General features: G+C 50.9%; 21 protein-coding genes. 5 read left to right on the top strand and 16 right to left on the bottom strand.

The window, feature by feature from the left end:
* Nucleotides 1-55: 55 nt before the first annotated feature.
* The 5 genes from ybiJ to mcbA all read right to left on the bottom strand — a co-directional run bounded on the left by ybiJ (nt 56) and on the right by mcbA (nt 4,517).
* Nucleotides 56-316 (bottom strand): DUF1471 family protein YbiJ, encoded by a 261-nt coding sequence (ybiJ, locus tag OGX94_RS01895; protein WP_003831561.1) that lies wholly within the window; start codon nt 314-316, stop codon nt 56-58.
* A gap of 300 nt (nt 317-616) precedes the next feature.
* Entirely contained in the window at nt 617-883 is a 267-nt protein-coding gene (locus OGX94_RS01890) for a DksA/TraR family C4-type zinc finger protein (protein WP_003831562.1), read from the bottom strand.
* A gap of 75 nt (nt 884-958) precedes the next feature.
* The gene (ybiX, locus tag OGX94_RS01885; protein WP_257661521.1) at nt 959-1,636 is read right to left on the bottom strand and encodes a PKHD-type hydroxylase YbiX; all 678 of its coding nucleotides are present in this window, start codon (nt 1,634-1,636) and stop codon (nt 959-961) included.
* 43 nt (nt 1,637-1,679) lie between these two features.
* On the bottom strand, nt 1,680-3,965 hold the full coding sequence (locus tag OGX94_RS01880; protein ID WP_200920633.1) for a catecholate siderophore receptor Fiu: 2,286 nt from the start codon (nt 3,963-3,965) through the stop codon (nt 1,680-1,682).
* 291 nt (nt 3,966-4,256) lie between these two features.
* Nucleotides 4,257-4,517 (bottom strand): DUF1471 family periplasmic protein McbA, encoded by a 261-nt coding sequence (gene mcbA / locus OGX94_RS01875; RefSeq protein ID WP_063940658.1) that lies wholly within the window; start codon nt 4,515-4,517, stop codon nt 4,257-4,259.
* Nucleotides 4,518-4,727: 210 nt separating this feature from the next.
* Between mcbA and rlmF the strand changes: the two genes are divergently transcribed.
* Nucleotides 4,728-5,654 (top strand): 23S rRNA (adenine(1618)-N(6))-methyltransferase RlmF, encoded by a 927-nt coding sequence (rlmF, locus tag OGX94_RS01870; protein ID WP_063940657.1) that lies wholly within the window; start codon nt 4,728-4,730, stop codon nt 5,652-5,654.
* On the opposite strand, the gene ybiO is transcribed toward rlmF, so the two are convergent.
* The 6 genes from ybiO to rhtA all read right to left on the bottom strand — a co-directional run bounded on the left by ybiO (nt 5,651) and on the right by rhtA (nt 12,329).
* Complete coding sequence (gene ybiO, locus OGX94_RS01865) at nt 5,651-7,888, bottom strand: mechanosensitive channel protein (protein ID WP_063940656.1); 2,238 nt, start codon at nt 7,886-7,888, stop codon at nt 5,651-5,653. The genes rlmF and ybiO overlap by 4 nt on opposite strands.
* A 118-nt stretch (nt 7,889-8,006) precedes the next feature.
* Nucleotides 8,007-8,729 (bottom strand): glutamine ABC transporter ATP-binding protein GlnQ, encoded by a 723-nt coding sequence (glnQ, locus tag OGX94_RS01860; RefSeq protein ID WP_003035246.1) that lies wholly within the window; start codon nt 8,727-8,729, stop codon nt 8,007-8,009.
* Nucleotides 8,726-9,385, bottom strand: a complete 660-nt coding sequence (glnP, locus tag OGX94_RS01855) for a glutamine ABC transporter permease GlnP (RefSeq protein WP_003035248.1) — start codon at nt 9,383-9,385, stop codon at nt 8,726-8,728. The genes glnQ and glnP overlap by 4 nt, the downstream gene beginning before the upstream one ends.
* A 137-nt stretch (nt 9,386-9,522) precedes the next feature.
* Entirely contained in the window at nt 9,523-10,269 is a 747-nt protein-coding gene (gene glnH, locus OGX94_RS01850; RefSeq protein ID WP_003035251.1) for a glutamine ABC transporter substrate-binding protein GlnH, read from the bottom strand.
* A gap of 365 nt (nt 10,270-10,634) precedes the next feature.
* Nucleotides 10,635-11,138, bottom strand: a complete 504-nt coding sequence (gene dps, locus OGX94_RS01845) for a DNA starvation/stationary phase protection protein Dps (protein WP_003035253.1) — start codon at nt 11,136-11,138, stop codon at nt 10,635-10,637.
* Nucleotides 11,139-11,441: 303 nt separating this feature from the next.
* Entirely contained in the window at nt 11,442-12,329 is an 888-nt protein-coding gene (rhtA, locus tag OGX94_RS01840; RefSeq protein ID WP_003831578.1) for a threonine/homoserine exporter RhtA, read from the bottom strand.
* A gap of 411 nt (nt 12,330-12,740) precedes the next feature.
* Between rhtA and ompX the strand changes: the two genes are divergently transcribed.
* Nucleotides 12,741-13,256 (top strand): outer membrane protein OmpX, encoded by a 516-nt coding sequence (gene ompX, locus OGX94_RS01835; protein ID WP_003831579.1) that lies wholly within the window; start codon nt 12,741-12,743, stop codon nt 13,254-13,256.
* A gap of 120 nt (nt 13,257-13,376) precedes the next feature.
* Here ompX and OGX94_RS01830 read toward each other — a convergent pair whose 3' ends face one another.
* Nucleotides 13,377-14,957 (bottom strand): phosphoethanolamine transferase, encoded by a 1,581-nt coding sequence (locus OGX94_RS01830; RefSeq protein ID WP_126318725.1) that lies wholly within the window; start codon nt 14,955-14,957, stop codon nt 13,377-13,379.
* A 276-nt stretch (nt 14,958-15,233) separates the two neighbouring features.
* A complete protein-coding gene (mntS, locus tag OGX94_RS01825; RefSeq protein WP_003831584.1) occupies nt 15,234-15,362 on the bottom strand; it encodes a manganase accumulation protein MntS in 129 nt (42 codons plus the stop codon).
* Nucleotides 15,363-15,548: 186 nt separating this feature from the next.
* Between mntS and mntR the strand changes: the two genes are divergently transcribed.
* Both mntR and OGX94_RS01815 read left to right on the top strand, forming a co-directional pair.
* Nucleotides 15,549-16,022: a manganese-binding transcriptional regulator MntR gene (gene mntR, locus OGX94_RS01820; protein WP_003831586.1), complete on the top strand. Its 474-nt coding sequence runs from the start codon at nt 15,549-15,551 to the stop codon at nt 16,020-16,022.
* Entirely contained in the window at nt 16,019-17,128 is a 1,110-nt protein-coding gene (locus OGX94_RS01815) for an anion transporter (protein ID WP_286568566.1), read from the top strand. The genes mntR and OGX94_RS01815 overlap by 4 nt, the downstream gene beginning before the upstream one ends.
* Before the next feature lie 94 nt (nt 17,129-17,222).
* Here the strand turns inward: OGX94_RS01815 and ldtB are convergent, their stop codons facing one another.
* Entirely contained in the window at nt 17,223-18,143 is a 921-nt protein-coding gene (ldtB, locus tag OGX94_RS01810) for a L,D-transpeptidase (RefSeq protein WP_063940654.1), read from the bottom strand.
* 228 nt (nt 18,144-18,371) lie between these two features.
* On the opposite strand from ldtB, the gene OGX94_RS01805 reads away from it, so the two are divergent.
* Nucleotides 18,372-19,964, top strand: coding sequence for an ABC-F family ATPase (locus tag OGX94_RS01805; protein ID WP_032934551.1), 1,593 nt, complete (start codon nt 18,372-18,374; stop codon nt 19,962-19,964).
* A gap of 78 nt (nt 19,965-20,042) precedes the next feature.
* Here the strand turns inward: OGX94_RS01805 and OGX94_RS01800 are convergent, their stop codons facing one another.
* Nucleotides 20,043-21,305: a DUF1479 domain-containing protein gene (locus OGX94_RS01800; RefSeq protein WP_257661522.1), complete on the bottom strand. Its 1,263-nt coding sequence runs from the start codon at nt 21,303-21,305 to the stop codon at nt 20,043-20,045.
* 152 nt (nt 21,306-21,457) lie between these two features.
* Nucleotides 21,458-22,273 (bottom strand): Cof-type HAD-IIB family hydrolase, encoded by an 816-nt coding sequence (locus tag OGX94_RS01795; protein WP_257661523.1) that lies wholly within the window; start codon nt 22,271-22,273, stop codon nt 21,458-21,460.
* Nucleotides 22,274-22,394 lie beyond the last annotated feature (121 nt).

Raw genomic sequence — 22,394 nt, 5'->3', positions numbered from 1 at the left:
TAACAAACAGGGTCAATGAGGGTTGGAGCATTGGGTCGTACAGGTAATCTTTCGGTTATTTATAGATAACCGCGGTGCCGCTCATTTTGTCTTTGCCGATAGCGGAAGTGATGCTGTAGCCAGTTGCACCAGCTGCATTCGCTTTCTCAGCCAGTTTGGCTTCCAGGCCGTCCAGCGTAGTAGCGCCGTCAGCAGATACCACACCAATTTTGTTCATGTTTTGCGCCTGAGTAGAGGAAACCGGCTCGGCAGCGAAAACGCCAAATGACAGGGTAGACAGGGCGATGGCAGCAACAGCAAATTTGATATTTTTCATGATTAATCTCTCGCAGGGTTGTTCTGTTAGTCAGTGTTCTTTAAGAAGACGTTGTTCCGTCGATGCGATAAGTATCACGTTTTTTTTGGTGAGAGAAAATCGAATAGAATTGACCACATCAATCAAATAAATTGAATGACAAATAACTTATTGAATATTAATAAATTCGAGTAAGGGATTTACAGTTCTTGTCATTGCGCTTTACAGAGAAGGCGACAACGGCACATTTTGCTACACAGGGTGCAAAAAATCGTGCTCGTAAAGGAAATCGTATGCGCTGAAACTTTTGGTAAAGATAAGTCAACGTAGCTGGCTGTCTTTCGAACCTCTGCGATTATATCCTGAAAATGCTGAGTTATGTGAATCTTTATCCTGTTGGCAGGCGATGCACAAGCGTACCCCTGGCACGGCCTCACGTCTGGCCTGAGGGATAGGATTGCCGCATTCTTCGCATTCATACAGACTTTCCCCCGTCGGTAACTCACCGCGAGCGCGGGCAACAGCATCTTCAATAGTATTGTTGATCTGTTCGTTAACCGCGTCGTCATTTGCCCATCCGGATGCCATGTGTACCTCCTGCTGATGTCTACAGACTAAGTATAGCGAAGGTGATGGCTGAAAAACGACCACGCGCCAGCAGTATCAGATTTCAGACCATTCACGCAGCAGGTTATGGTAGAGATTGAGTAATGACAGGATCTCGCTGCTCTCCCCATGGCGAGCTTTCAGGGATTGAATGTTTTTATCCAGTTCAAAAAGCATGGCGCGATTTTTGTCGTCACGGACCATCGACTGTATCCACATAAAAGACGCTACACGAACGCCATGGGTCACTGGCGTGATGCAATGTAGGCTGCTGGAAGGGTAAAGCACCAGATCGCCTGCCGGAAGCTTCACCGCATGCTGGCCGTAAGTATCATTGACCAGCAGTTCTCCCCCTTCATAATCATTCGGGTTACTCAGGAATAAAGTTGCGGAAAGGTCCGTGCGCATCCAGCCGTTTTGCGGATGGCTACGCACCGCACCGTCAACGTGAAAACCGTAGGTCTCGTTGTCCTGGTAGCGATTAAACAGCGGTGTGGAGAGCGTTTTCGGTAGTGCTGCGGCGAAGAAAAGCGCGCTGTTATTTACCGCAGTCTGTACCGCCTGTTGTAAAACGCCGTAGCGTTCACTTTGCGTATTCACCTGCTGGTTGTTTTTTACCTGCGCCCCCTGAGCGCCGGTGGTTGCGCGGCCATCAACCCAGTCGGCAGCGTCCAGTTGTTCATGAAACCAGGCTACATCCTGCGCCGACAGAACGCCGGGAATGTGGTACATCATCAGTATTTCTCCTGAAAGTGGGGCTTACGCCCCACGCGATGGATTAGAAATGCATATTGGCGGTGAGCAGGAAAGTTCTTGGCTCGCCCGGATGATAACGGTATCCACTCTTGTTTATGGAGGATACATAATCGGTGTCGAACAGGTTATAGACGTTTAGCTGGAAATCGAGATTGTGATTCACGCGATAGCCCAGTTTGGCGTCAGCGACCCAGTAACCTTCAGTGTAGGATGGCGTACCCACTGCACCGTCGGAACCGCGATGCATACTACCCACGTAGCGAGCGCCTGCGCCAACGGAGATATCATCGGTAGCCTGATACTGGTTCCACAGCGTGAACGCATGTTCCGGTGTATATGGCAGGGAAGAGGAGCCATCCTGAGCAACGTTTTTACCGCTGTGGATGGTCGCGCGTTGCTGGGTGTAACCCCCAATAATCTGCCATGCGGGGGTGATGTTGCCTGCTACCGAGAGCTCGTAGCCTTCAACGCGTTTCTCTCCGTACTGGGAATAGGTACCGTCGTCGTTCTGCTCAACTTCATTCTCAATATCCGTGCGGAAAATCGCAGCGGTTAACAGCAGGCGCTTATCCAGCACCTCCCATTTGGTGCCGATCTCGCTGGTTTTCGCTTTCTGCGGTTTGAAATCGGTACGATTCGCACTGTTACCGCTGCCGCCCTGAGCAAGAGCAAAGTTGCTGCCGCCCGGCGGTTGCTGAGAAACGGCATAGTTGATGTACACGTTACCGTTATCGGTCAGGTGATACAGCGCGCCAGCTTTCCAGTTCACCAGATTGCCTGATTTGGCAGTATCCACAGTGGTGACCGGGGAACCTTTAGCCACGCCTGTCGGGCACGCGACTGCGCCGCGACCGGAAGCGCCGCAAGCGGTGGCGCTGTCATATTCTGTGCGGTAATTGTCGAGGCGAATACCACCGTTCAGCTCGAATTCACGGGTAATTTGTAGCGTATCAAAAGCGTATACACCGAAGGTGTCTGTTTGCCCGTTAGCGTTGGCGCCGTTACGAGACAATCCGCCGATATTCACATTGCTGTCGGGGTGATAGATATTCACCGGTGGTGGGGTGATCGGCGCCACGCCATAGTTGGTTTGTGTTTCGCGCGTCAGCTCCACACCGGTGCTGATGTCGTGACCGATGGAGCCCGTGTAGAACGTTGAGGTCAGGTTGGTCTGGTTGGTCAAGATCTTATTGCTGACATCCTTGGTATTTGCCAGGCGTGACCAGGTCCAGCTGTCGACGCTGCTGGTGGGTTGGGTGATGTTAGACGCGCCGCCCATCACCGCTGTCATCAGATAATCCTGTTTAATGCGCGACCAGCGGGTGGTGTTGCGAATAGTGGTGCTGTCGTTCAGGTCATGTTCAAAACGCATCGTCGCGGTATCGGTTGTCGAATCGTCATAATCCGAGTTGGTACCGTAGAAATTATGCGTATCCACTTTGCCTGAATGATTCAGTGCAGAAGTCCCCGCAGAAGGTGCGGAATATCCCGGCAGGCCAATGGTAGGGATGCCGCCATCCGGCGTGTTGTGCTGGGTGACATGTAGATAGTTCAGGTACAGTCGGTTCTCAGTCCCTAAGCCAAAAGCGAGAGAGGGGGCCACACCGTAACGTTCATTCTTAACATTATCGCGACCAGCATCATGCGTTTTTTCGCCCATCAGGTTTAAACGTGCGGCGGTGGTCTCGCCGATGACCTGGTTAATGTCCAGCGTACCACGGCGGAACCAGGCGCTACCGACGCTGGCCGAAGCATCGATTCCTGAGTCGGTGCGTGGCTGTTTGCTGATCATATTGATAGACCCAGTCGGTGCGCTACGTCCATAGTCGGTACCGGAAGGACCTTTGATTACTTCCACCTGTTCGGTATTGAAGGTGTCGCGCGTGATGCTGCCAATATCACGGATACCGTCGATATAAATACTGTTCGAGGTATCCGCACCACGCATGTAAACCGCGTCTCCGGTGCTGGAGTTACCATTCTCACCCGCGAAAAATGCGCCAACGCCCGGGACGTTTTTCAGCGCGTCGGTCAGATTTGTTGCGCCTTGATCCTTAATCACCTGCTCAGAAATCACCGTCATGGTGCGGGTTGTATCCGCCACCGGACGGGAGAATTTAGGGTCGGCAGACTGTGTTGGGGCGTACAGCGAAGGTTTGGCCGCTTCAACGACCAGAGTGTCTTCTTGTTTTTTATCCTGGTCGTCCGCAGCGACAGCCTGAGCTATAGGGGACAGGCCAATGCACAGACCGGCAAAAAAAGTCAGTGAGTGAAAGCTACTGGACGGCAAGTTGCGATTTTTATCCATGTTAATGAGTGACTTATTATTGTTTGAGTGGACGGTTTCACTCGCGCGAAGGGACATCTCTATGGATGTTATACCCTGCAGGCCTCGCGGAAATGAATATGTAATTGATAATGATTTTGATAAGCATTACTAATCAGTGCGACGTTTTAGCATTCATTAATTCAAAAATAAATACATTTATTTACATTGGATTCAAAATGCCAACATATTGATTACAAATTGAGCTGCAATGAAGTGAACCGCACGCAGAAAACTGCATTCGGGGTGAATGCAGTTGGGCTGAGATGGGGGTTACTTATAGATGGTTGCGGTACCGTACATCTGATTTTTGCCGCCCGCAGAATCAACGACAAAGCCTTTTGCCCCTTGCTCTTTCGCTTTCTCTGCCAGCTTGTCTTCGAGGTCGCTCAGGTTAGAGGCGCCGGTAGCGGATACTGTGCCGGAAGCTTGTAGCTGACCGGTAGCTGAGCTGGTGTATGGCTGTGCAGCAAAGGAGGCAAATGTCATGCCGGAAAGTACGGTAGCAGCAAGTAATGTGAGGCATTTCTTCATGGTGATATCCTCTGAAAAACAACAGGTGTGCCTGATAAGTTTAGGTCGTCAGCGGATGACATTTACCGCAAAAAATTGGTGATGAGCTGTCTGTTTTTTGAACAATTCGCAAAGCGTCAAACAGGTGTAAAAAATCAAATTTCCTTGTTGTGTGTGTTTACCGCGTGGCGTTATGCGGGTATCTTACGCCGCTGTTAAAAGGAGAATGCTATGTCCGCCCTGAAACCGGGATTACACCCACGCAACCGCCACAATGGCCGTTATGATCTTGCGACTTTATGCCAGGTTACGCCCGAGCTGACGCAATTTCTCACCCTCACGCCCGGCGGCGAGCAGAGTGTTGATTTCGCGAATCCGCAGGCAGTAAAGGCGCTCAATAAAGCACTACTGGCGCATTTTTATGCGGTGAAAAACTGGGATATTCCAGATGGTTTTTTGTGTCCGCCGGTGCCTGGTCGTGCTGACTACATACACCATTTGGCCGATCTGTTGAGTGAAACCAGCGGAACCATTCCGGCAAATGCGAGCGTGCTGGACGTGGGAGTTGGGGCAAACTGTATTTATCCACTGATCGGCGTGCATGAATATGGCTGGCGATTCACGGGTAGTGAAACCAGTAGCGAAGCGTTTAACAGCGCTCAGGCGATCGTCAACGCCAATCCGGGATTAACCCGTGCTATTCGTCTGCGTCGCCAGAAAGATGCAACGGCAATCTTCAACGGCATCATTCACAAAAATGAGCAGTATGAAGCCACATTATGTAACCCGCCATTCCATGATTCTGCGGCCTCAGCCCGCGCCGGAAGCGAGCGCAAACGCCGTAATCTGGGACAGGACAAAGACGATGCGCTGAACTTTGGCGGACAGCAGCAGGAGTTGTGGTGTGAAGGCGGTGAAGTGGCGTTCATCAAAAAAATGATCGCCGAAAGCCAGGCCTTTGGTCGCCAGGTGATGTGGTTTACCACGCTGGTTTCGCGCGGTGAGAACTTGCCTCCACTGTATCACGCGCTAACGGATGCGGGCGCGGTGAAAGTGGTTAAGAAAGAGATGGCCCAGGGGCAAAAGCAGAGTCGCTTTATTGCCTGGACCTTTATGGATAACGATCAGCGTCGTCGTTTTATGGCGCGTAAACGCTAAAGCGTTGGCTCGGTTGGCGGTAGCGGTTCGCTTGCAGCCGACGCAGGACCATTCCCTGGTGCAGGTAACACTTGATACGTCTGTACCGGGGCGCGTATGTTGGCCAGATCGAAGTATTTCTTCACCTGGCTGTCGAGCGCAAAACGTACCGTCCACTGCTTCAGCGGTAAGGTGGTAAACGAGACCCGTAGCGTGAATGCCGTATTGGTTAATCCTACAATCCCGGCAAACGACGGCTCGCCGATAATCAGCCCGCGAATATCATCTTTTTCCATCACCGCAGCAACTGCGTCTTTCAACGCCTGATTCGCTTTATCCGCATCCTCATGGCGGTCTACGTCGTAATTGGCGACGACCGATCCAATTCCACGCACAAAGTTGGCGAAGGTCGTAATCGATGACCAGGGAATGATATGGTACGCCCCGGTGTCCTGACGCACGCCCACAGAACGAATGGACATTCGTTCAACCGTACCGGTGAGTGGACCGATGGTCACCAGGTCGCCGGTGTTCATGCCATTTTCAAACTGAATAAAAATCCCGGTAATAATATCTTTTACCAGCGTTTGCGAGCCGAAAGAGATAGCCAACCCCAGCGCCCCGGCCCCGGCCAGCAATGGGGCGATATTAACGCCAATTTCCGACAGCACAATCATGATGGTGATCGTGCTGATGATCACCGCCAGCGCGTTGCGAAACAGCGTCAACAGGGTTCGGGTACGAGCGCTGGGTAGCGGGCGTCCGTGAATATCGGAAGCCAGACGATTTTCAATCAGGCTGGCAAGGATCGTCCAGCCGATGGCGGAGAAGAATAAAATCAGCACGATACGGATCAGAATATCCACTGTTTTTTCTCCTGCGCCGTAATGCAGCCAGTTCCAGAGGTCGAACAATCCCCAGGCATTCAATAGCAGCATCACCGCAACGCACACCGTCAGGATCCTGGCCACGCTTAACGCCGTCGACAGCCAGCCATTCAGTCGTTTTTGTAATTCCGGATAGCTGCGCTGGGTGTGTGGCGAAAGGGTAATAGTTTTGGCTATCCAGCGGGAAAACATGCCGGAAACAAAGGCGGCAATTCCAATGATTACCAGGCTGCGCAGCGTAGCGCCCATCATGAATTTCAGGCTGTTGCCCGGATCAAACAGCGAAAAGAAAAACAGCACAATGAAGTAGGCGCTGGCCAGCCAGTGCCATACCAACGCAAAGGCACGGATAAACAGGCTGAAAAAAGCTAACGATCTTTCTGCCAGATTCTGTAAATGCAGCGTTATCTCTTTCTTGTTTCTGAAAATCAGGTACAGCGCCCATAGCGTGATACACAGCATGATGATGACGTTGGCCATCGCGCCGACCTGCACATTGACCTGATTGGAGATAATGGGAACGGCAACTATAAGCCCGTAACCAATCAAACTGCTTAATGAACTCAAACGCCGATTCCAGTAGCGCGCACCGGCATCCTGAATGTTAAACGGGCGTAGTTCAGCCACCGTTGGGCAAAATATCAGACGCAAAATGGCTTTGAAGAACTCAATCAGGGCAAAGGCATTGAGAAACAGGCTTTGCTGAAAGGCGATGGTGCGACTGCCGGCATTCATTCTGTCGCTCAGTATCTGCCCGACAAACAATGTCAGCGCCAGCAGAAGCAAATCAATAATGAATGCGCCAACGATCATCGCCGGAAGCTGCAGCCAGTTGCTGCGTTCGCGGTTTTTCCGCCGTGCCCATTGCCCCATTTTGCGATACAGAGGCAGCGCGCACAGGCGGATCAGCCAGTAAAACCCGAACACTGACGCCGCCAGCATTAAAAAATGAGTCAGGGCATTGGTGAACGTTTGCGAGTTAAAGGTCTTGTGCGGTGCATCGGTAATATTGCGATAAAGCTGGGCAAAGCGGCTGGAGAGCGCCTCACCGTAGTGCCGGGTGACATCCGTGACGTTTTCCAGTACCGTTTTTTCTTCCGTTAACGTGGGTGGGACAATGGTTGGCACCGGCTCAGCAGGGGGCGCAGTTGCCACTTTGCGTAATTGATCGATCAGTTCCTTCCGCGAGGTGTCATTTTCCAGCACATCAGCCAGTGCGCCGTAAGCCGCTTTCTTCTGTTCAACATCTGGCTCCTTTGCCGGGGCGGTTTGTGCGTTGGTTGACGTTGGCGTGGTGACGCCAGGTATCGTCACTGCTTGTGCCGGAAGACTCAACAGACAAACAAAGATGAACAGGATCCAGCGCATGACTCCTCCCATGAGAAAATAAATTCAAAAGGATAAGTATAGATGTCAGGGCGGGAGGGAATTGAAATGAGAGGATTCTGGTGAAAAACCTCCCTTCGGGCGAAGGGAGGTTGAGCTATCAGGAAACGTGCTGCAAGAATTCCTGTAAGCGTTGGCTGGGTGGATTTTCAATCAGGGCCTGCGGATTACCGTCTTCGGCAATTCGTCCCTTATCAATGAAAATCAGGCGTGAAGCCACTTTTTCGGCAAAGCCAATTTCGTGGGTCACAATCACCATGGTCATCCCTTCTTCCGCCAGGTCCTGCATAACTTTCAGAACTTCATGGCGCAGTTCCGGGTCGAGTGCTGAGGTTGGCTCATCAAACAGCATCATTTTCGGTTTTACCGCCAGCGCACGGGCGATAGCCACACGCTGTTGTTGACCGCCGGACAGTTCAGAAGGGTAGTGATGTGCACGTTCGGCCAGACCCACTTTTGCCAGCAGCTCTTTCGCCAGTTTCTCGGCCTGTTCTTTATTCGCCCCGCGTACGCGCTGCGGTCCAAACATGACGTTTTCCAGCGCCGTCAGATGTGGGAACAGGTAAAACTGCTGAAATACCATTCCGGCTTCCTGACGGATTAAGCGCTCGTCTACCTTCGGATCGTTTACTTTCAGACCGTCGACGATCAGATCGCCGGAGGTTATCTCTTCCAGCTTGTTAATGCAGCGCAGCAGTGTAGATTTACCGGATCCTGACGGCCCGATAATCACCACGACTTCACCCTGCTGAATGTTCAGATCAATATTGTGCAGCACCTGGGTTGGACCAAAGTGCTTAGAAACGTTTTTAAATTCAATCACAGGATTTTCATCCTTCTTTCCAGACGACGCAGAATGAAGCTCAGCACCAGCGTAATGATCAGATAGAACACCGCAACGGCGCTCCAGATTTCCAGTGCGCGGAAGTTACCGGCAATGATTTCCTGGCCCTGACGGGTCAGTTCAGCGACGCCAATGACAATAAACAGCGAGGTATCTTTAATGCTGATGATCCACTGGTTGCCCAGCGGCGGCAGCATACGACGCAGTGCGAGAGGTAAAATAACGTGGCGGATCGTCTCTGTGCGTGAAAGTCCAAGCGCCAAACCGGCTTCGCTGAACCCTTTATGGATTGAGAGCACCGCACCGCGGGTGATTTCCGCAATATAGGCCCCGGAGTTGATCATGATGGTGACAACGGCGGCGCTAAAGGGGTCAATGCGTAAATCGTTAAATGCCATTGGCAGAGCGAAGTAAATAAACATTACCTGCACAACGATTGGCGTACCGCGAATGACTTCGATAAACACCAGCGCTACGTGGTTGGCGATCCAACCGCCGAAAGTGCGCGCAAACCCTGCTGCAAGTCCGATTATCAGACCGCCAGCCAGACCGAGGACCGAGATCCACAGGGTCATTTTGGCGCCTTCAATCAAAAGCGGGATGGCGGGCCAGATGGCACTCCAGTCAAACTGCATATGTCGTTCCTGTTACCGTGGTGTAAATATTCAAATGCCCGTTTTGCCGGATGTGCTGTGCTTATCCGGCCTACAGGTCTCAAAAATCCAGGCGTAGGCCCGGTAAGCATCACGCTACCGGGCAACGCTGCCGGTTATTATTTAGGTTCAGTACCGAACCATTTTTTGTAGATTTCGTTGTAAGTACCGTTCTCTTTCAGCGTTTTCAGTGCGCCGTTCACTTTCTCACGCAGGTCGTCGCTGCCTTTCGGGAAGGCGATACCGTACTGCTGGGCTTCCAGCGATTCGCCTACAGCTTTGAACTGACCATTGCCAGCTGTTTTGATGAAGTAAAGAATGTTTGGTGTGTCGTGCAGTACAGCGTCTGCGCGGTTGGTGCCCAGTTCCATATATGCGTTATCGATGTTCGGGAACTGACGCAGGTCTTTGGTTTTGATATTCGCTTTCGCGTAATCAACGGAACCGGTGCCACTCTTAACCGCAACGACTTTTCCATCCAGATCTTTTACGCTTTTGACGTCGTTGTTATTCGCTTTCACCATCACTAACAGACCGCTTTTGTAGTAGCCGTCGGAGAAGTCGATCGCTTTTTTACGCTCATCGGTGATGGTGATACCTGCCAGTGCCAGGTCGATATTTTTGGTTTGCAGAGCCGGGATGATGCCGCTGAAATCCATTGGTTTCAGTTCATAATCCAGTTTCAGTTCTTTGGCCACGGCAGCCCACAGATCCACATCAAAACCAACGTATTTGTCACCCTGTTTGAATTCAAACGGTACAAACGCGGTGTCGGTTGCGACAACCAGTTTCTTGTCTGCGGCATGGGAGGACACCGCAAAAGCCAGGGTAAGTGCAGCCAGTGAAACTTTTAATACAGACTTCATAGGATTTCCTTTTATATCCACGGGGCGATCCCCTGCGAGAACAAATGGCTTAATGAAAAAATCGTGCCAATTTTGCAACTCATTGTTTTAACAAGAGGGTGTCTCGTTTTGTTGCACAATAAGTAGGGCAAAGTGAGTAATCTGCACTGTTTTGGGGCACTCATTTGGTGCGAACCAGTCACGGTGCAAACGGTATGACTATTTAGCGTAAAAATTGTTGATAAAACAATCTTTCGTTAACGATTGTGTGAGGTGATTATTACAAATAATTTACTTTGGAGTGACGAGTGATCAATGTTATGCACCATAGATGTGCAAAACCCCCGCCGGAGCGAGGGTTATATAGGTAATTTTTATGTCTGCTGTTACTCAATGTTGGCTTCGATAAACCACAGGAATTTATCGAGGTCGCGAGAAGCTGCGGTAAAGATATCCGCGGTATCTTCGTCTTTTGCTTCGCTGATAGCTTTACGTACGCTGTTTGCAACTACGGCATAACGTTCGGCCAGCTCTTTTAAGTGGTCCTGTACGCTATGGATATCCAGCGGGTAACTTTTCAGAGGCGTTTTGCTATTAATAACCTGAGTTGTGCCCAGTGCCACACCGCCCAACTGTACGGCGCGTTCAGCCATGGTGTCGAGGTGATCGGTCAAAGCTGTACGGAAGCCATCCAGCATTTCATGTACTGCAATGAAGTTTGCACCGCGCATGTTCCAGTGAGCCTGTTTGGTGATCAATGACAGGTCAATGAATTGGATTACTTGCTGATTCAGCAGTTCTACGGTCGCTTTCTTTTCGCTATCAGACACATCGTTGCGGGTATAAAGGAGGGCGGATGCTTTTGTTTTTACCAGTTTCGCGGTACTCATATTTTCATATCCTCTTGATATTTATGTCCCAACTCTTCAACGGAATTAAGTATAGCGCTAAATTTGGATTTTTGTTTCCGGTGTTGCCTATCACTTTAATAGCGAAGACGAGGGTAAATATAAAATATCAAATAAAATCAATGCAATGAGTGTTTTGTTACTTGTGTGGTGTTATTTTTATGTTAATTTTAAGATTAAATGAAATATGCGGATGAGAAAATTATATTTATTAGAATTATTATCACGCAGATTTACAATTGGATATTCTGCATGATTATGCAAACCATGCAGAATATTACGTGGTTAATTCACGTCGACTTGTTTTATTTGTGGCTCTTTACGAATAGTGAGCGTAGAGCCCATTGATGCGACAATAATGGCGCCCAGAGCGAACGTCTGGATAAGCGTCAGCGTTTCACCGAGGAAGATCATTCCGGAAATCGCGGCCAGCGCAGGTTCCATGCTCATCAATGTACCGAAAGTACGCGTAGGCAGGCGCGTTAACGCAATCATCTCCAGCGAATAGGGAAGCGCAGTAGAGAGGACTGCAATGGCCAGACCTAACGGCAAAATGGACCAGTGCCACAGGGCATCTCCGGCCTGGAGTGCGCCGATTGGTACAAATACCAGTGCTGCAATAAATGACCCTACCGCGACGGTCGCAGGACCGTGTTCCGCGCCGGCTCGCTGCCCGGTAAGAATATAGATGGCCCAGCAGGCACCAGCCCCCAGCGCCAGTGCAGCACCCGTTAAATCTACGTGAGAAACGTCCTGACCCAGAGGCAGCAGGAACCAAAGCCCGAGCACTGCCAACGCAACCCAAATGAAATCCACCGGGCGTCGGGATGAAAACAGCGCTACCGCGAGCGGGCCGGTAAATTCCAGCGCCACGGCGATTCCCAGTGGGACGGTTTGGATTGACAGGTAGAAAAGGTAGTTCATCCCGCCCAGAGACAGGCCATAAAACAGTAGCGGCAGGCGTTGTTCTTTGGCGAATCGTAAACGCCAGGGCTTAAAGAAAGTGATAAGAATGAGCGTACCCAGCGCAAGGCGCAGCGCGGTAACGCCTGGCGCACCGACGAGTGGGAACAACGATTTTGCCAGTGATGCTCCGCTTTGAATGGAGGACATAGCAATAAGCAAAACCAAAATAGGCAACCAGACTGGCGCTTTACGTGACAACCCCGGCATCCTTTCTCCTGTCAAATGATGATTACACATCTCCATCTGTGCCACGCTTCAGCATTGTTACGACGCAGATGATTTTATGTATAGAAAAGTAAAACAGCGAGTGTAATGGAATTACGCTCAACTGGTTGAGTATTCGTTGAAAAAAAAATTGCTCAGTTCCGTACAATGGCATGAAAACGATGGATTAATAATCTGTGTGATTAGGAATGTTCTGGATGAATGTGCCATATTGTGCGCGCAATAATGGTATTTTCAATTGAAAAAGTGATGTTAATTGAAAGAGATAGCGGGTTTTTGAAATGTTCTGTTACATGAAAGACCCCGTTAGACATCGCGAATCGCAAAGAGTTTCCCATCAATTTTTGGTATATTTAAAACTTAAGATTTACTTGAAGCACATTTGAGGTGGTTATGAAAAAAATTGCATGTCTTTCAGCACTGGCCGCTGTTCTGGCTTTCTCCGCAGGTACTGCTGTAGCTGCTACTTCTACCGTTACCGGTGGTTACGCTCAGAGCGATGCTCAGGGCGCAGCGAACAAAATGAACGGTTTCAACCTGAAGTATCGCTACGAGCAGGACAACAACCCGCTGGGTGTTATCGGTTCCTTTACTTACACTGAAAAAGATCGTACCGATGCTTCTGGCGACTACAACAAAACCCAATACTACGGCATCACTGCTGGTCCGGCTTACCGTCTGAACGACTGGGCAAGCATCTACGGCGTTGTGGGTGTTGGTTACGGTAAATTCCAGAACGTAGAATCTTCGACTTACAACCACAGCACCAGCGACTACGGTTTCTCTTATGGTGCGGGCCTGCAGTTCAACCCGATCGAAAACGTTGCTCTGGACTTCTCCTACGAGCAGAGCCGTATTCGTAGCGTTGACGTTGGCACCTGGATTGCTGGCGTGGGTTACCGCTTCTAATCACTTCGGTGATATGAAAAATCCGCCTTTTGGGGCGGATTTTTTTTGTCTGTAATCCTGGAAGGAAGTTCGTTGTAGGCCGGATAAGACACAGTGCGTCTTATCCGGCCTACAAGCGTATTATTTGGTTGAGAAAATATCGGTACCCAGATGGTTGTAGTCCACCTTCTGCAGTTTGAAGTTGGTGATGTACACCGGCCCGGCTTTTTTCTCTGAGATAAAGCGGTAGCTGTTGGTGATTTCCTTTGCGCTGATCCCTGTCCACTGCGAGAAAAAACTGAGGAAATCATTGGCGGAGCGACGGGCTTTAATCACCCGATGCGCTTTATCATCGCTCGAAAGCACCATGAAAGGCACCTGGAAATTCTGCTGGAACTGATCGTCATGCGCCAGGTACTGCACCTCTTTTCCCCGCTCTTTAAACGCGAGGCCATGATCGGAGAAATAGACCATCGAGAAACTATTACCGCTGTTACGTAACTGCTCGTAAAGCTGGCGAAGCAGGTCATCCGTCTGCGTCATGGTGTACAGATAACAAGATGTCTCTTTTGACTGGACGAAAGTCTCGTATTTACCCTGTGTTCGGTCACAGGCCTGCGGATGCGAGCCCATTAAATGCAGCACGATGAGCTGTGGCTGAGTGCGCTCGGTTGCCAGCACCTGGGCAGTCATCTTCAACAGCGCTTCGTCACGGGTGTTTTTATCCGCTTCGAAGTCACCGCTTTTGAGGAACTGAACCTCATCAGCGCGCTTCGCAATGCTGGCGATGGCCGTATCGTATTCACCAATCTGTCCCTGATTGGAAAACCACCATGTCTGGAAGCCCGCACGGTTAGCCAGGGTGACAAAGTTATCCTGGAACTGGGGTTTATTATCCACTACCCGATTAAGCGTTAAGCCGAGCGATTTTTGCGTTGAACCGCTGGCAGCAATGTAATCCGCGAAGATATAGCCGTTAACGGAGCTGGCAAACGGGGTGTTATCCCAGTGACCGCCAAACGCGCCTAACGCATCGCGGCGGGCGCTTTCACCGATCACCACGACGTAGGTGTGATACTTCGGTTTAACGGCGGTTACCGTCCAGCTGTCTTTTACGCTCGACAGTTTCGCCATACGCTCTTGTTCGTCGAGCACTTCGTTGTTATTGACGATAACGTCCTTGGCGAAACGGAAAACCGGATAGCCAGTATCTTTCAGCTTGAACACGCCGCCCCAGGCCAGGTTTTGTACCGGGGTAACAAAGAATGCGACAACGCTAAACAGCAAACAAATGCTGTCGAACTTATTCCAGCTGCGCTGCTGCACATCTTTTTTACGGCGTACGGCGATAACGCCAAGGGCAAAAATAAACACTCCAACCAGATAACTGTACCAGGGGAAGATGGTCAGGATCTCGGTTGACTCTTCCATATTGGTTGAGTGCAGCGCCAGTAAGGTATTGAAGTTCGGTGAGCCGTAAGCCTGGCCGAACGGAAAATACATTGCCGCAACGAGTGAGCAAATGCCAATCAGTGCTTTCTGCGCGCGCGGCGCGCTACGCCACAGCAGCATCAATATACAGGTGAAAGCAACGCTATAGAGCAGGCTAAGTGGATAGCCCAGTGCAAGGTTGATCAGCAGAGACTGTAAGAAATAGAGGCCAGTCCACGGACTAATTGCCCGGCTACGAGCAATGATTGAATCTTTGAGGGTTAAATTCATATGCCACTGTTACAAAAACGCCATGTGCTTACCCTGGCGCTAAGGGTCATTGCCTGCCTGAGAGAGCGAGAAGAGGGATAGGGTCCGCATCCGCGAGCCGCAATATACGCAGGGCTGCGAAAAGATAGAGTGTGCGCAAGAGAAGGTCAACTACTACAAAGAAATTGTTTTGCGAGGGACGTGGCAAAACTGACAAAAAGAAGGGTTATTGAGACGAAAACCACCACCGTACCCGGATGACGGTAGGAAAATGAAGCGGCGTACCGCGACGCCGCATTATTTTTCTGAAGGTTTATCCTGCTCTGGTTTGCTGTTAATCATGTCACACAGCATAGAGATCAGCATCAACCGTACTTTAAAGGGAGAGTGGCTAAACACGCGTATACACCTCTTAAATTCATTCATGTAAACCTCCTGACTTCACGATCCCATCAGTCCTTGAGGGATGTCTTTATTATATACAGATATAGCACAGGCTATATTATATAGCTATTGCTAAAACGTTAATTTTTTGTGCCCACGCAACTCTGGTTTACAATGAGCGCTCTCTAATCAGATGCCGTTAACGCGTCACAGTAACGAGGAAGCAGAATGAGTCGTCGCGCAGGTATGCCAACAACAAAAAAAGTGACGCAATTGGTGAATGTCGAAGAACACGTTGAAGGATTTCGCCAGGTCCGGGAGGCGCATCGCCGAGAACTGATTGATGACTACGTAGAGCTGATTTCCGATCTCATTATTGAGGTGGGTGAAGCGCGCCAGGTGGATATGGCAGCGCGACTTGGGGTTTCTCAGCCGACGGTTGCTAAAATGCTTAAGCGCCTTGCTTCAGTCGGATTGATTGAAATGATTCCGTGGCGTGGGGTGTTTTTAACCGCAGAAGGTGAACGACTAGCCCAGGAGAGCCGGGAACGTCATCAGATTGTGGAAAATTTCCTGTTGATGTTAGGCATCAGCCCGGAAATTGCCCGTCGCGACGCGGAGGGGATGGAGCATCACGTCAGTAAGGAAACGCTGGAGGCTTTTAGCCGGTTTACGCAACAGCAAGGAACTGGCTCTGAATGAGTTTTCCTTTATTACGTGCCTTACAGCGCGATCGTTTTTTCCAGCTGTTAATCATCGTTGGGGTTGTACTGAGTCTGTTCACGCCATTTACGCCCCGGTCCTGGCCAGGGGCGATTGACTGGCACACGATTATCACGCTTAGCGGCCTGATGTTACTGACCAAAGGCGTAGAGCTAAGCGGTTATTTCGATGTGTTAGGGCGCAAGATGACCCGCCGCTTCAAAACAGAGCGCCAGCTGGCGATATTTATGGTGCTGGCGGCGGCGTTGTTGTCGACGTTTCTGACCAACGACGTTGCATTGTTTATTGTTGTTCCGCTAACCATCACGCTGAAAAAATTATGTGCCATTCCGGTGAATCGCCTGATTATCTTTGAGGCGCTGGCGGTAAATGCCGGATCGTTGCTCACGCCAATAGGCAATCCACAAAACATTCTGATGTGGGGACGCTCAGGCTTATCGTTTACCGCGTTTACCTGGCAAATGGCGCCGCTTGCGGGGGCCATGATGCTGACGCTGGTGGTGCTGTGCTGGTTCAGTTTCCCACCTAAAGCGTTGCACTATCATACCGGTACGCGCGCACCTGACTGGCAACCACGCCTGGTATGGAGCTGTCTGGCGCTGTATATCGTCTTCCTTGCGGCGCTGGAGTTAAAGCAAGAGCTGTGGGGTCTGGCGATTGTGGCGGCAGGGTTCATGGTGCTGGCGCGTCGCGTGATCCTCAGCGTGGACTGGACGTTGCTGTTAGTGTTTATGGCGATGTTCATTGATGTGCATTTGCTGACGCAGCTCCCGGCCTTGCAGGGGATTACCCACCAGATTGGCACGCTCTCAGCACCGCGACTTTGGTTAACGGCTATTGGCTTGTCGCAGTTTATCAGTAATGTGCCCAGTACGATTTTGCTGCTGAACTATGTCCCGCCGACGCTGCTGCTGGCCTGGGCGGTTAATGTGGGCGGCTTTGGGCTGTTGCCGGGATCGCTGGCGAATCTCATTGCGTTACGGATGGCAAACGACCGACGGATCTGGTGGCGTTTTCATTGGTATTCGGTACCGATGCTGATATGGGCGGCGCTGGTGGGGTATGGTTTGCTGCTGTTGATGTAATTGATGTGGTGTGCCGGATGGCGGCTGGCGCCTAATCCGGCCTACTGCGTGGGTAGGCCCGATAAGCGTAGCGCCATCGGGCATATATAGCAGATTAGTTCAGACGAACCGGCATACCTGAACGGTTCTGTACCGCCTGCTCAACGACGGCCTGATCGACGTCAGACTGGCCGGTGATGCTGGTAATGCTCTTGGTCAGGGTAATCGGTACGATTTCTCCGCCTTCGAACTGTGCTTCAGTCGTAGACAGTGGGTTATGTACTTCGATGTAACGGCTGCCGTCTGGTTCGGTAGTGGCTTTTACCGGCTCATCGATAAACTGTACGCGGGTGCCGACTGGCACATTTTCAAACAGGAATTTGATGTCGTCGTTACGCAGACGCACGCAACCGTGGCTGACGCGTAAGCCGACGCCGAAGTTAGCATTGGTGCCGTGGATGGCATACAGGCGACCGATATACAGCGCGTACAGACCCATCGGGTTATCCGGACCCGCCGGAACAACGGCTGGCAGTGGCTCGCCTGCAGCGCGGTATTCCGCATGCATTTTCGCCGTTGGCGTCCAGGTTGGGCCCGCTTTTTTACGTTCTACTTTGGTGGTCCAGTTGATTGGCGTGTCTTTGCCCAGCTGGCCGATACCGATCGGCAGAACAATTACGGTGTTGGTGCCTTTCGGGTAGTAGTACAGACGCATTTCAGCGCTGTTGATAACAATACCTTCATGCACAGTATCCGGCAGGATCAACTGCTGAGGAATGTTCAGCACGGTGCCGCCTTTCGGCAGGAAGGTATCCACGCCCGGGTTGGCTTCCAGCATGTTAGACAGACCCATCTGGTACTCTGCCGCATAGTATTCCAGCGGCTGGGTGTTGCCTTCAGGAATGGTGATAACCTGGTTTTGGCCAATTAAACGACTACCATCGGTAGGCAGCGGGTACGTGACGGCTGAAGCAGTGTTACAAAAACCAACTACCGCGAGCGCCGCCGCGAAAAGCGTTGTCAATTTCATATTCATTTTTGCGAGATTCTGAAGCCAAGCAGGCTAGTGGGTTGAGATTTATGTAGTGTTGGGCACGCATTATATGTGCATTCTGAGCAACAAGGAATTCGGATGTGTACTAAATCACATTTTTTTCCTTTTGCTTTCACTTTATCTGCGCAGCATGAACGGCGCGATCTTATTGCAGACTTATGGCATAATAAGCGGTTTGTCACATATTTCTTTCTCTTTCAGGATACGCCTGTGTTAGTTTCCAGCAACGTCACTATGCAGTTCGGCAGTAAGCCGCTGTTTGAAAATATTTCCGTCAAGTTTGGCGGCGGCAATCGTTACGGCCTGATTGGCGCGAACGGTAGCGGTAAATCCACCTTTATGAAAATTCTCGGCGGCGACCTCGAACCGACGCTGGGTAACGTTTCACTCGATCCGAACGAGCGCATCGGTAAGCTGCGTCAGGATCAGTTCGCCTTTGAAGAGTTCACCGTGCTTGACACCGTTATTATGGGTCATGCTGAACTGTGGGAAGTGAAGCAGGAGCGCGATCGTATCTACGGCCTGGCCGAGATGAGCGAAGAAGACGGCTATAAAGTGGCTGACCTCGAAGTTCAGTATGGCGAAATGGACGGCTACTCTGCGGAAGCGCGTGCGGGTGAACTGCTGCTGGGCGTAGGCATTCCGGTAGAACAGCATTACGGCCCGATGAGCGAAGTCGCGCCCGGCTGGAAGCTGCGTGTGCTTCTGGCGCAGGCGCTGTTCTCTAACCCGGACATTCTGCTGCTCGACGAACCAACGAACAACCTGGATATCGACACTATCCGCTGGCTGGAGCAGACGCTGAACGAGCGTGACAGCACCATGATTATCATTTCGCACGACCGTCACTTCCTGAACATGGTCTGTACGCACATGGCGGATCTGGACTACGGCGAACTGCGTGTTTATCCGGGTAACTACGACGAATACATGACGGCGGCAACCCAGGCGCGTGAACGTCTGCTGGCCGATAACGCCAAGAAGAAAGCACAGATTGCCGATCTGCAATCCTTCGTCAGCCGCTTTAGCGCCAACGCGTCTAAATCTCGACAGGCGACTTCTCGTGCGCGTCAGATTGATAAGATTAAGCTCGACGAAGTGAAAGCGTCCAGCCGTCAGAACCCGTTTATCCGCTTCGAACAGGATAAGAAACTGTTCCGTAACGCGCTGGAAGTGGAAGCGCTGGCGAAAGGTTTTGATGAAGGCCCGCTGTTTAAAAACTTCAACCTGCTGCTGGAAGTAGGGGAGAAGGTTGCCATCATTGGTGCCAACGGCGTGGGTAAATCCACTATGCTGAAAACGTTGGTTGGCGACTTGCAGCCGGACAACGGTACCGTTAAGTGGTCTGAGAACGCCCAGGTCGGTTACTACGCACAGGATCATGAATACGAGTTCGAAAACGATCTGACTGTTTTCGAATGGATGAGCCAGTGGAAACAAGAAGGCGATGATGAGCAGGTAGTACGTAGCTTCCTTGGCCGTCTGCTGTTCAGCCAGGACGATATCAAGAAACCTGCGAAAGTGCTCTCCGGTGGTGAAAAAGGACGCATGCTGTTCGGTAAACTGATGATGCAGAAACCGAATATCCTGGTTATGGATGAACCGACCAACCACCTGGATATGGAATCTATCGAGTCGCTGAACATGGCGCTGGAAATGTACCAGGGCACGCTGATCTTCGTTTCTCACGACCGTGAGTTCGTCAGCTCGCTGGCAACCCGCGTGATTGAAATTACGCCGGAACGCGTAATCGACTTCACCGGTAACTACGAAGATTACCTGCGTAGTAAAGGCGTCGAATAATTATCCCGTCGTTCTCGTGTTACAGGTGTGATGGTTGCACCTGTAACACGAGATACTTAGGGATAAGGGTATATAAAATTAAACAATCCCCAGCGCGCGTTTGCCGTGGATATTCAAATCCTCCAGCGTGAAGCGTCCTTCCCAGTTAGTTTCATAATCCTCCCGTGGAAAATCACCCGGCGACGCACCTTTTTCCAGTGCGGCCTTCACTTTGTGGGCGTAGGCCAGATTCTTTTCGCACATCGGTGCGGCAGGAATGTACATCACGTTACCCCAACCCTGCTGATTTTCCACCGGTGCGACGGAGTGAATCACATCACAATGCCACCAGACGGAGTCTCCGGCGTCCAGTTGTGGAATGCTGGTTAACGCTTCAATCAGCAGAGGATGCCATTGCGTGGAAATCGGCAGCACCCGGCCGGGCGCAACGCCGCAAAGTTCATCTTCTGGCACATCGTCAAGCAATGGGCGTAACAGCACATACGCCATCGCTTCAGGGATCGGGACCACATGCAACAATCCCTGACCTGGCAGCATATCGGACAATGCAGTCCAGCCCTGGAAGGTACGGAATACCGAACATTTGGTGGTGTTATCCACCGTGTACTCTTCTACCTTGGTGCGATGCGCCGCCTGCCACGGATCGTAATCTTCCAGCTTGCCATTGAATACATGAGCAAAGACCTGCTGATATGCCGGAAGAAGCCAGCGTTCCAGCGCGCCGGAATCCGTATGCGCGCCCAGCCCTTTGGACGTGGTTCCCGGCGGTCGACGGCGAATGCGGTCAGGGTAAATAACGCTGACATCCGGGTTAAACCATTGTTTACCTTCGCTTGTAAAGGTCCACAAACGATTGAGAAACGACTGTGCATTGGCCATTTCTTCACTCTGGCGGGCTTGCATCTGCGCCTGGGACCAGTAGATGGGGTAGATTTCAGGTCGTGATGCGCTCAGGGTACCGAAGAAATTATCGCCTGGTCCTTTATAGACGTCGTCAAAGTGGTTGCGGTCCAGATAGTCCAGCATTGAGCTGTCCCAGCCGAGAGCCTGTTCGCGAGGGAAATGACCTTTAATAACCGCGCATCCGCGACGCTTAATTTCTTCACGCTGCTCTGCATTTACGTGGCCAGCTTTGATATCTGCATAAGATATCACTGGCCACACCGGGGCACCCTGCGCTTTGAGGGCGTTGATTTCTGCCACGCGGGCGGCGATAGCGTCGCTCAACTGATTGAAGATCAACTGAACATCCCCAAGCTGTGCCCGCAGTTGCCGTTTCATCTGCCGGATTGCCGCTTTGTGATCGGCGGGCAGCGTGTCGCTGGTAAAAGTAAAAGCCATATCCACCTCGCATTAACTTTCATTCGAAACAAAAATAACTTACAGATGATAATATAAGTTAAAATTTAGTTAACGCAAGTTTAAAACTTGATGGAGTGAGCAAAATGGAAAAAGAGTGAAAACCGGGATGAGGGATACCCCGGTTGGCAGGATTAGACGTTAAAAGGAGAGGTGTTATCCAGCACTGCCTGAATTACGTTCAGCGCGCCCTGATGGTTGTTGTCGTCGGTCTGATAGCGAGCAATCGCTTTAATACTCTCTGCCGCGTTGGCCATGGCGAAAGAGTAGTGCGCCATTTTCAGCATTTCCGCGTCGTTGCCGCTATCGCCAATGGCGACTACGTTTTGCGGTGACAGGTTCCAGCGTTTAAGCAGGCGGCTGATCCCGTTGGCTTTATGTAAGCCCGGAATGATCAGATCGATAAACCCGAAGCCGCTGGTGACGGGCTTCATGATGCCGTCCAGCGCAGCATGCAGGTGATCGATAACCAATGGGATTTGTTGGTCCGGTAAATTTAGCGAGAACTTGAACAGCACATCGTCGATATCCTGATAATCTTTTACAGGTTTCAGGCGATGGTAGTGTTTTGACATCAATGCGACAAAGGACTCCGGCGCATTTTCGCTAACGTAAGCGCTTTGCAGCCCACAAGCCACAAAGTTGAGCTGCTTATCTTTTAGCAGTTCACTAATGACAATACGGGACTCGTGGCGGGTTAGCTCGCCGTGAAATAGCTGTTTGCCATGTTCAAAAACTAACGCCCCGTTCTCGGCGACAAAGGAAATTTCCTCTTTGAGCTCCGGGAAAAAGGAGATCAGCTGGTAATACTGGTTGCCGCTGGCCACGACAAATTCAATATTTCGTTTTTTTAGTTCCTGATACTGCGCCATAAAACGTGCACGATCGTATTTCTTGGCGTCGTCGAGAAAAGTTCCGTCCATATCGGTGACGATAACTTTGATGGTCATAAAGATAGGCTCCTGGCGATTACTGCAACCAGAAACATTCTAATAACAATGTGACCTGTAGCACAAATTTAATTTCGAATGAAAGTAAAAAGCCGGGTGGTAGCTTCGCCTTACCCGGCTA

The sequence above is a fragment of the Citrobacter sp. Cpo037 genome (assembly GCF_030332945.1).
GTDB classification, from domain to species: domain Bacteria; phylum Pseudomonadota; class Gammaproteobacteria; order Enterobacterales; family Enterobacteriaceae; genus Citrobacter; species Citrobacter portucalensis.
This window is presented reverse-complemented; position numbering and strand designations above follow the sequence as displayed.

Bases quoted from the DNA above. Each gene is read 5' to 3' on its own strand.
- dps (WP_003035253.1), bottom strand. From the start codon at position 11,138: ATGAGTACCGCGAAACTGGTAAAAACAAAAGCATCCGCCCTCCTTTAT.
- OGX94_RS01890 (WP_003831562.1), bottom strand. From the start codon at position 883: ATGGCATCCGGATGGGCAAATGACGACGCGGTTAACGAACAGATCAAC.
- glnP (WP_003035248.1), bottom strand. From the start codon at position 9,385: ATGCAGTTTGACTGGAGTGCCATCTGGCCCGCCATCCCGCTTTTGATT.
- ompX (WP_003831579.1), top strand. From the start codon at position 12,741: ATGAAAAAAATTGCATGTCTTTCAGCACTGGCCGCTGTTCTGGCTTTC.
- OGX94_RS01815 (WP_286568566.1), top strand. From the start codon at position 16,019: ATGAGTTTTCCTTTATTACGTGCCTTACAGCGCGATCGTTTTTTCCAG.
- mntS (WP_003831584.1), bottom strand. From the start codon at position 15,362: ATGAATGAATTTAAGAGGTGTATACGCGTGTTTAGCCACTCTCCCTTT.
- OGX94_RS01880 (WP_200920633.1), bottom strand. From the start codon at position 3,965: ATGGATAAAAATCGCAACTTGCCGTCCAGTAGCTTTCACTCACTGACT.
- ybiX (WP_257661521.1), bottom strand. From the start codon at position 1,636: ATGATGTACCACATTCCCGGCGTTCTGTCGGCGCAGGATGTAGCCTGG.
- mntR (WP_003831586.1), top strand. From the start codon at position 15,549: ATGAGTCGTCGCGCAGGTATGCCAACAACAAAAAAAGTGACGCAATTG.
- rlmF (WP_063940657.1), top strand. From the start codon at position 4,728: ATGTCCGCCCTGAAACCGGGATTACACCCACGCAACCGCCACAATGGC.
- ybiO (WP_063940656.1), bottom strand. From the start codon at position 7,888: ATGCGCTGGATCCTGTTCATCTTTGTTTGTCTGTTGAGTCTTCCGGCA.
- OGX94_RS01800 (WP_257661522.1), bottom strand. From the start codon at position 21,305: ATGGCTTTTACTTTTACCAGCGACACGCTGCCCGCCGATCACAAAGCG.
- ldtB (WP_063940654.1), bottom strand. From the start codon at position 18,143: ATGAATATGAAATTGACAACGCTTTTCGCGGCGGCGCTCGCGGTAGTT.
- ybiJ (WP_003831561.1), bottom strand. From the start codon at position 316: ATGAAAAATATCAAATTTGCTGTTGCTGCCATCGCCCTGTCTACCCTG.
- OGX94_RS01795 (WP_257661523.1), bottom strand. From the start codon at position 22,273: ATGACCATCAAAGTTATCGTCACCGATATGGACGGAACTTTTCTCGAC.
- OGX94_RS01830 (WP_126318725.1), bottom strand. From the start codon at position 14,957: ATGAATTTAACCCTCAAAGATTCAATCATTGCTCGTAGCCGGGCAATT.
- rhtA (WP_003831578.1), bottom strand. From the start codon at position 12,329: ATGCCGGGGTTGTCACGTAAAGCGCCAGTCTGGTTGCCTATTTTGGTT.
- mcbA (WP_063940658.1), bottom strand. From the start codon at position 4,517: ATGAAGAAATGCCTCACATTACTTGCTGCTACCGTACTTTCCGGCATG.
- glnH (WP_003035251.1), bottom strand. From the start codon at position 10,269: ATGAAGTCTGTATTAAAAGTTTCACTGGCTGCACTTACCCTGGCTTTT.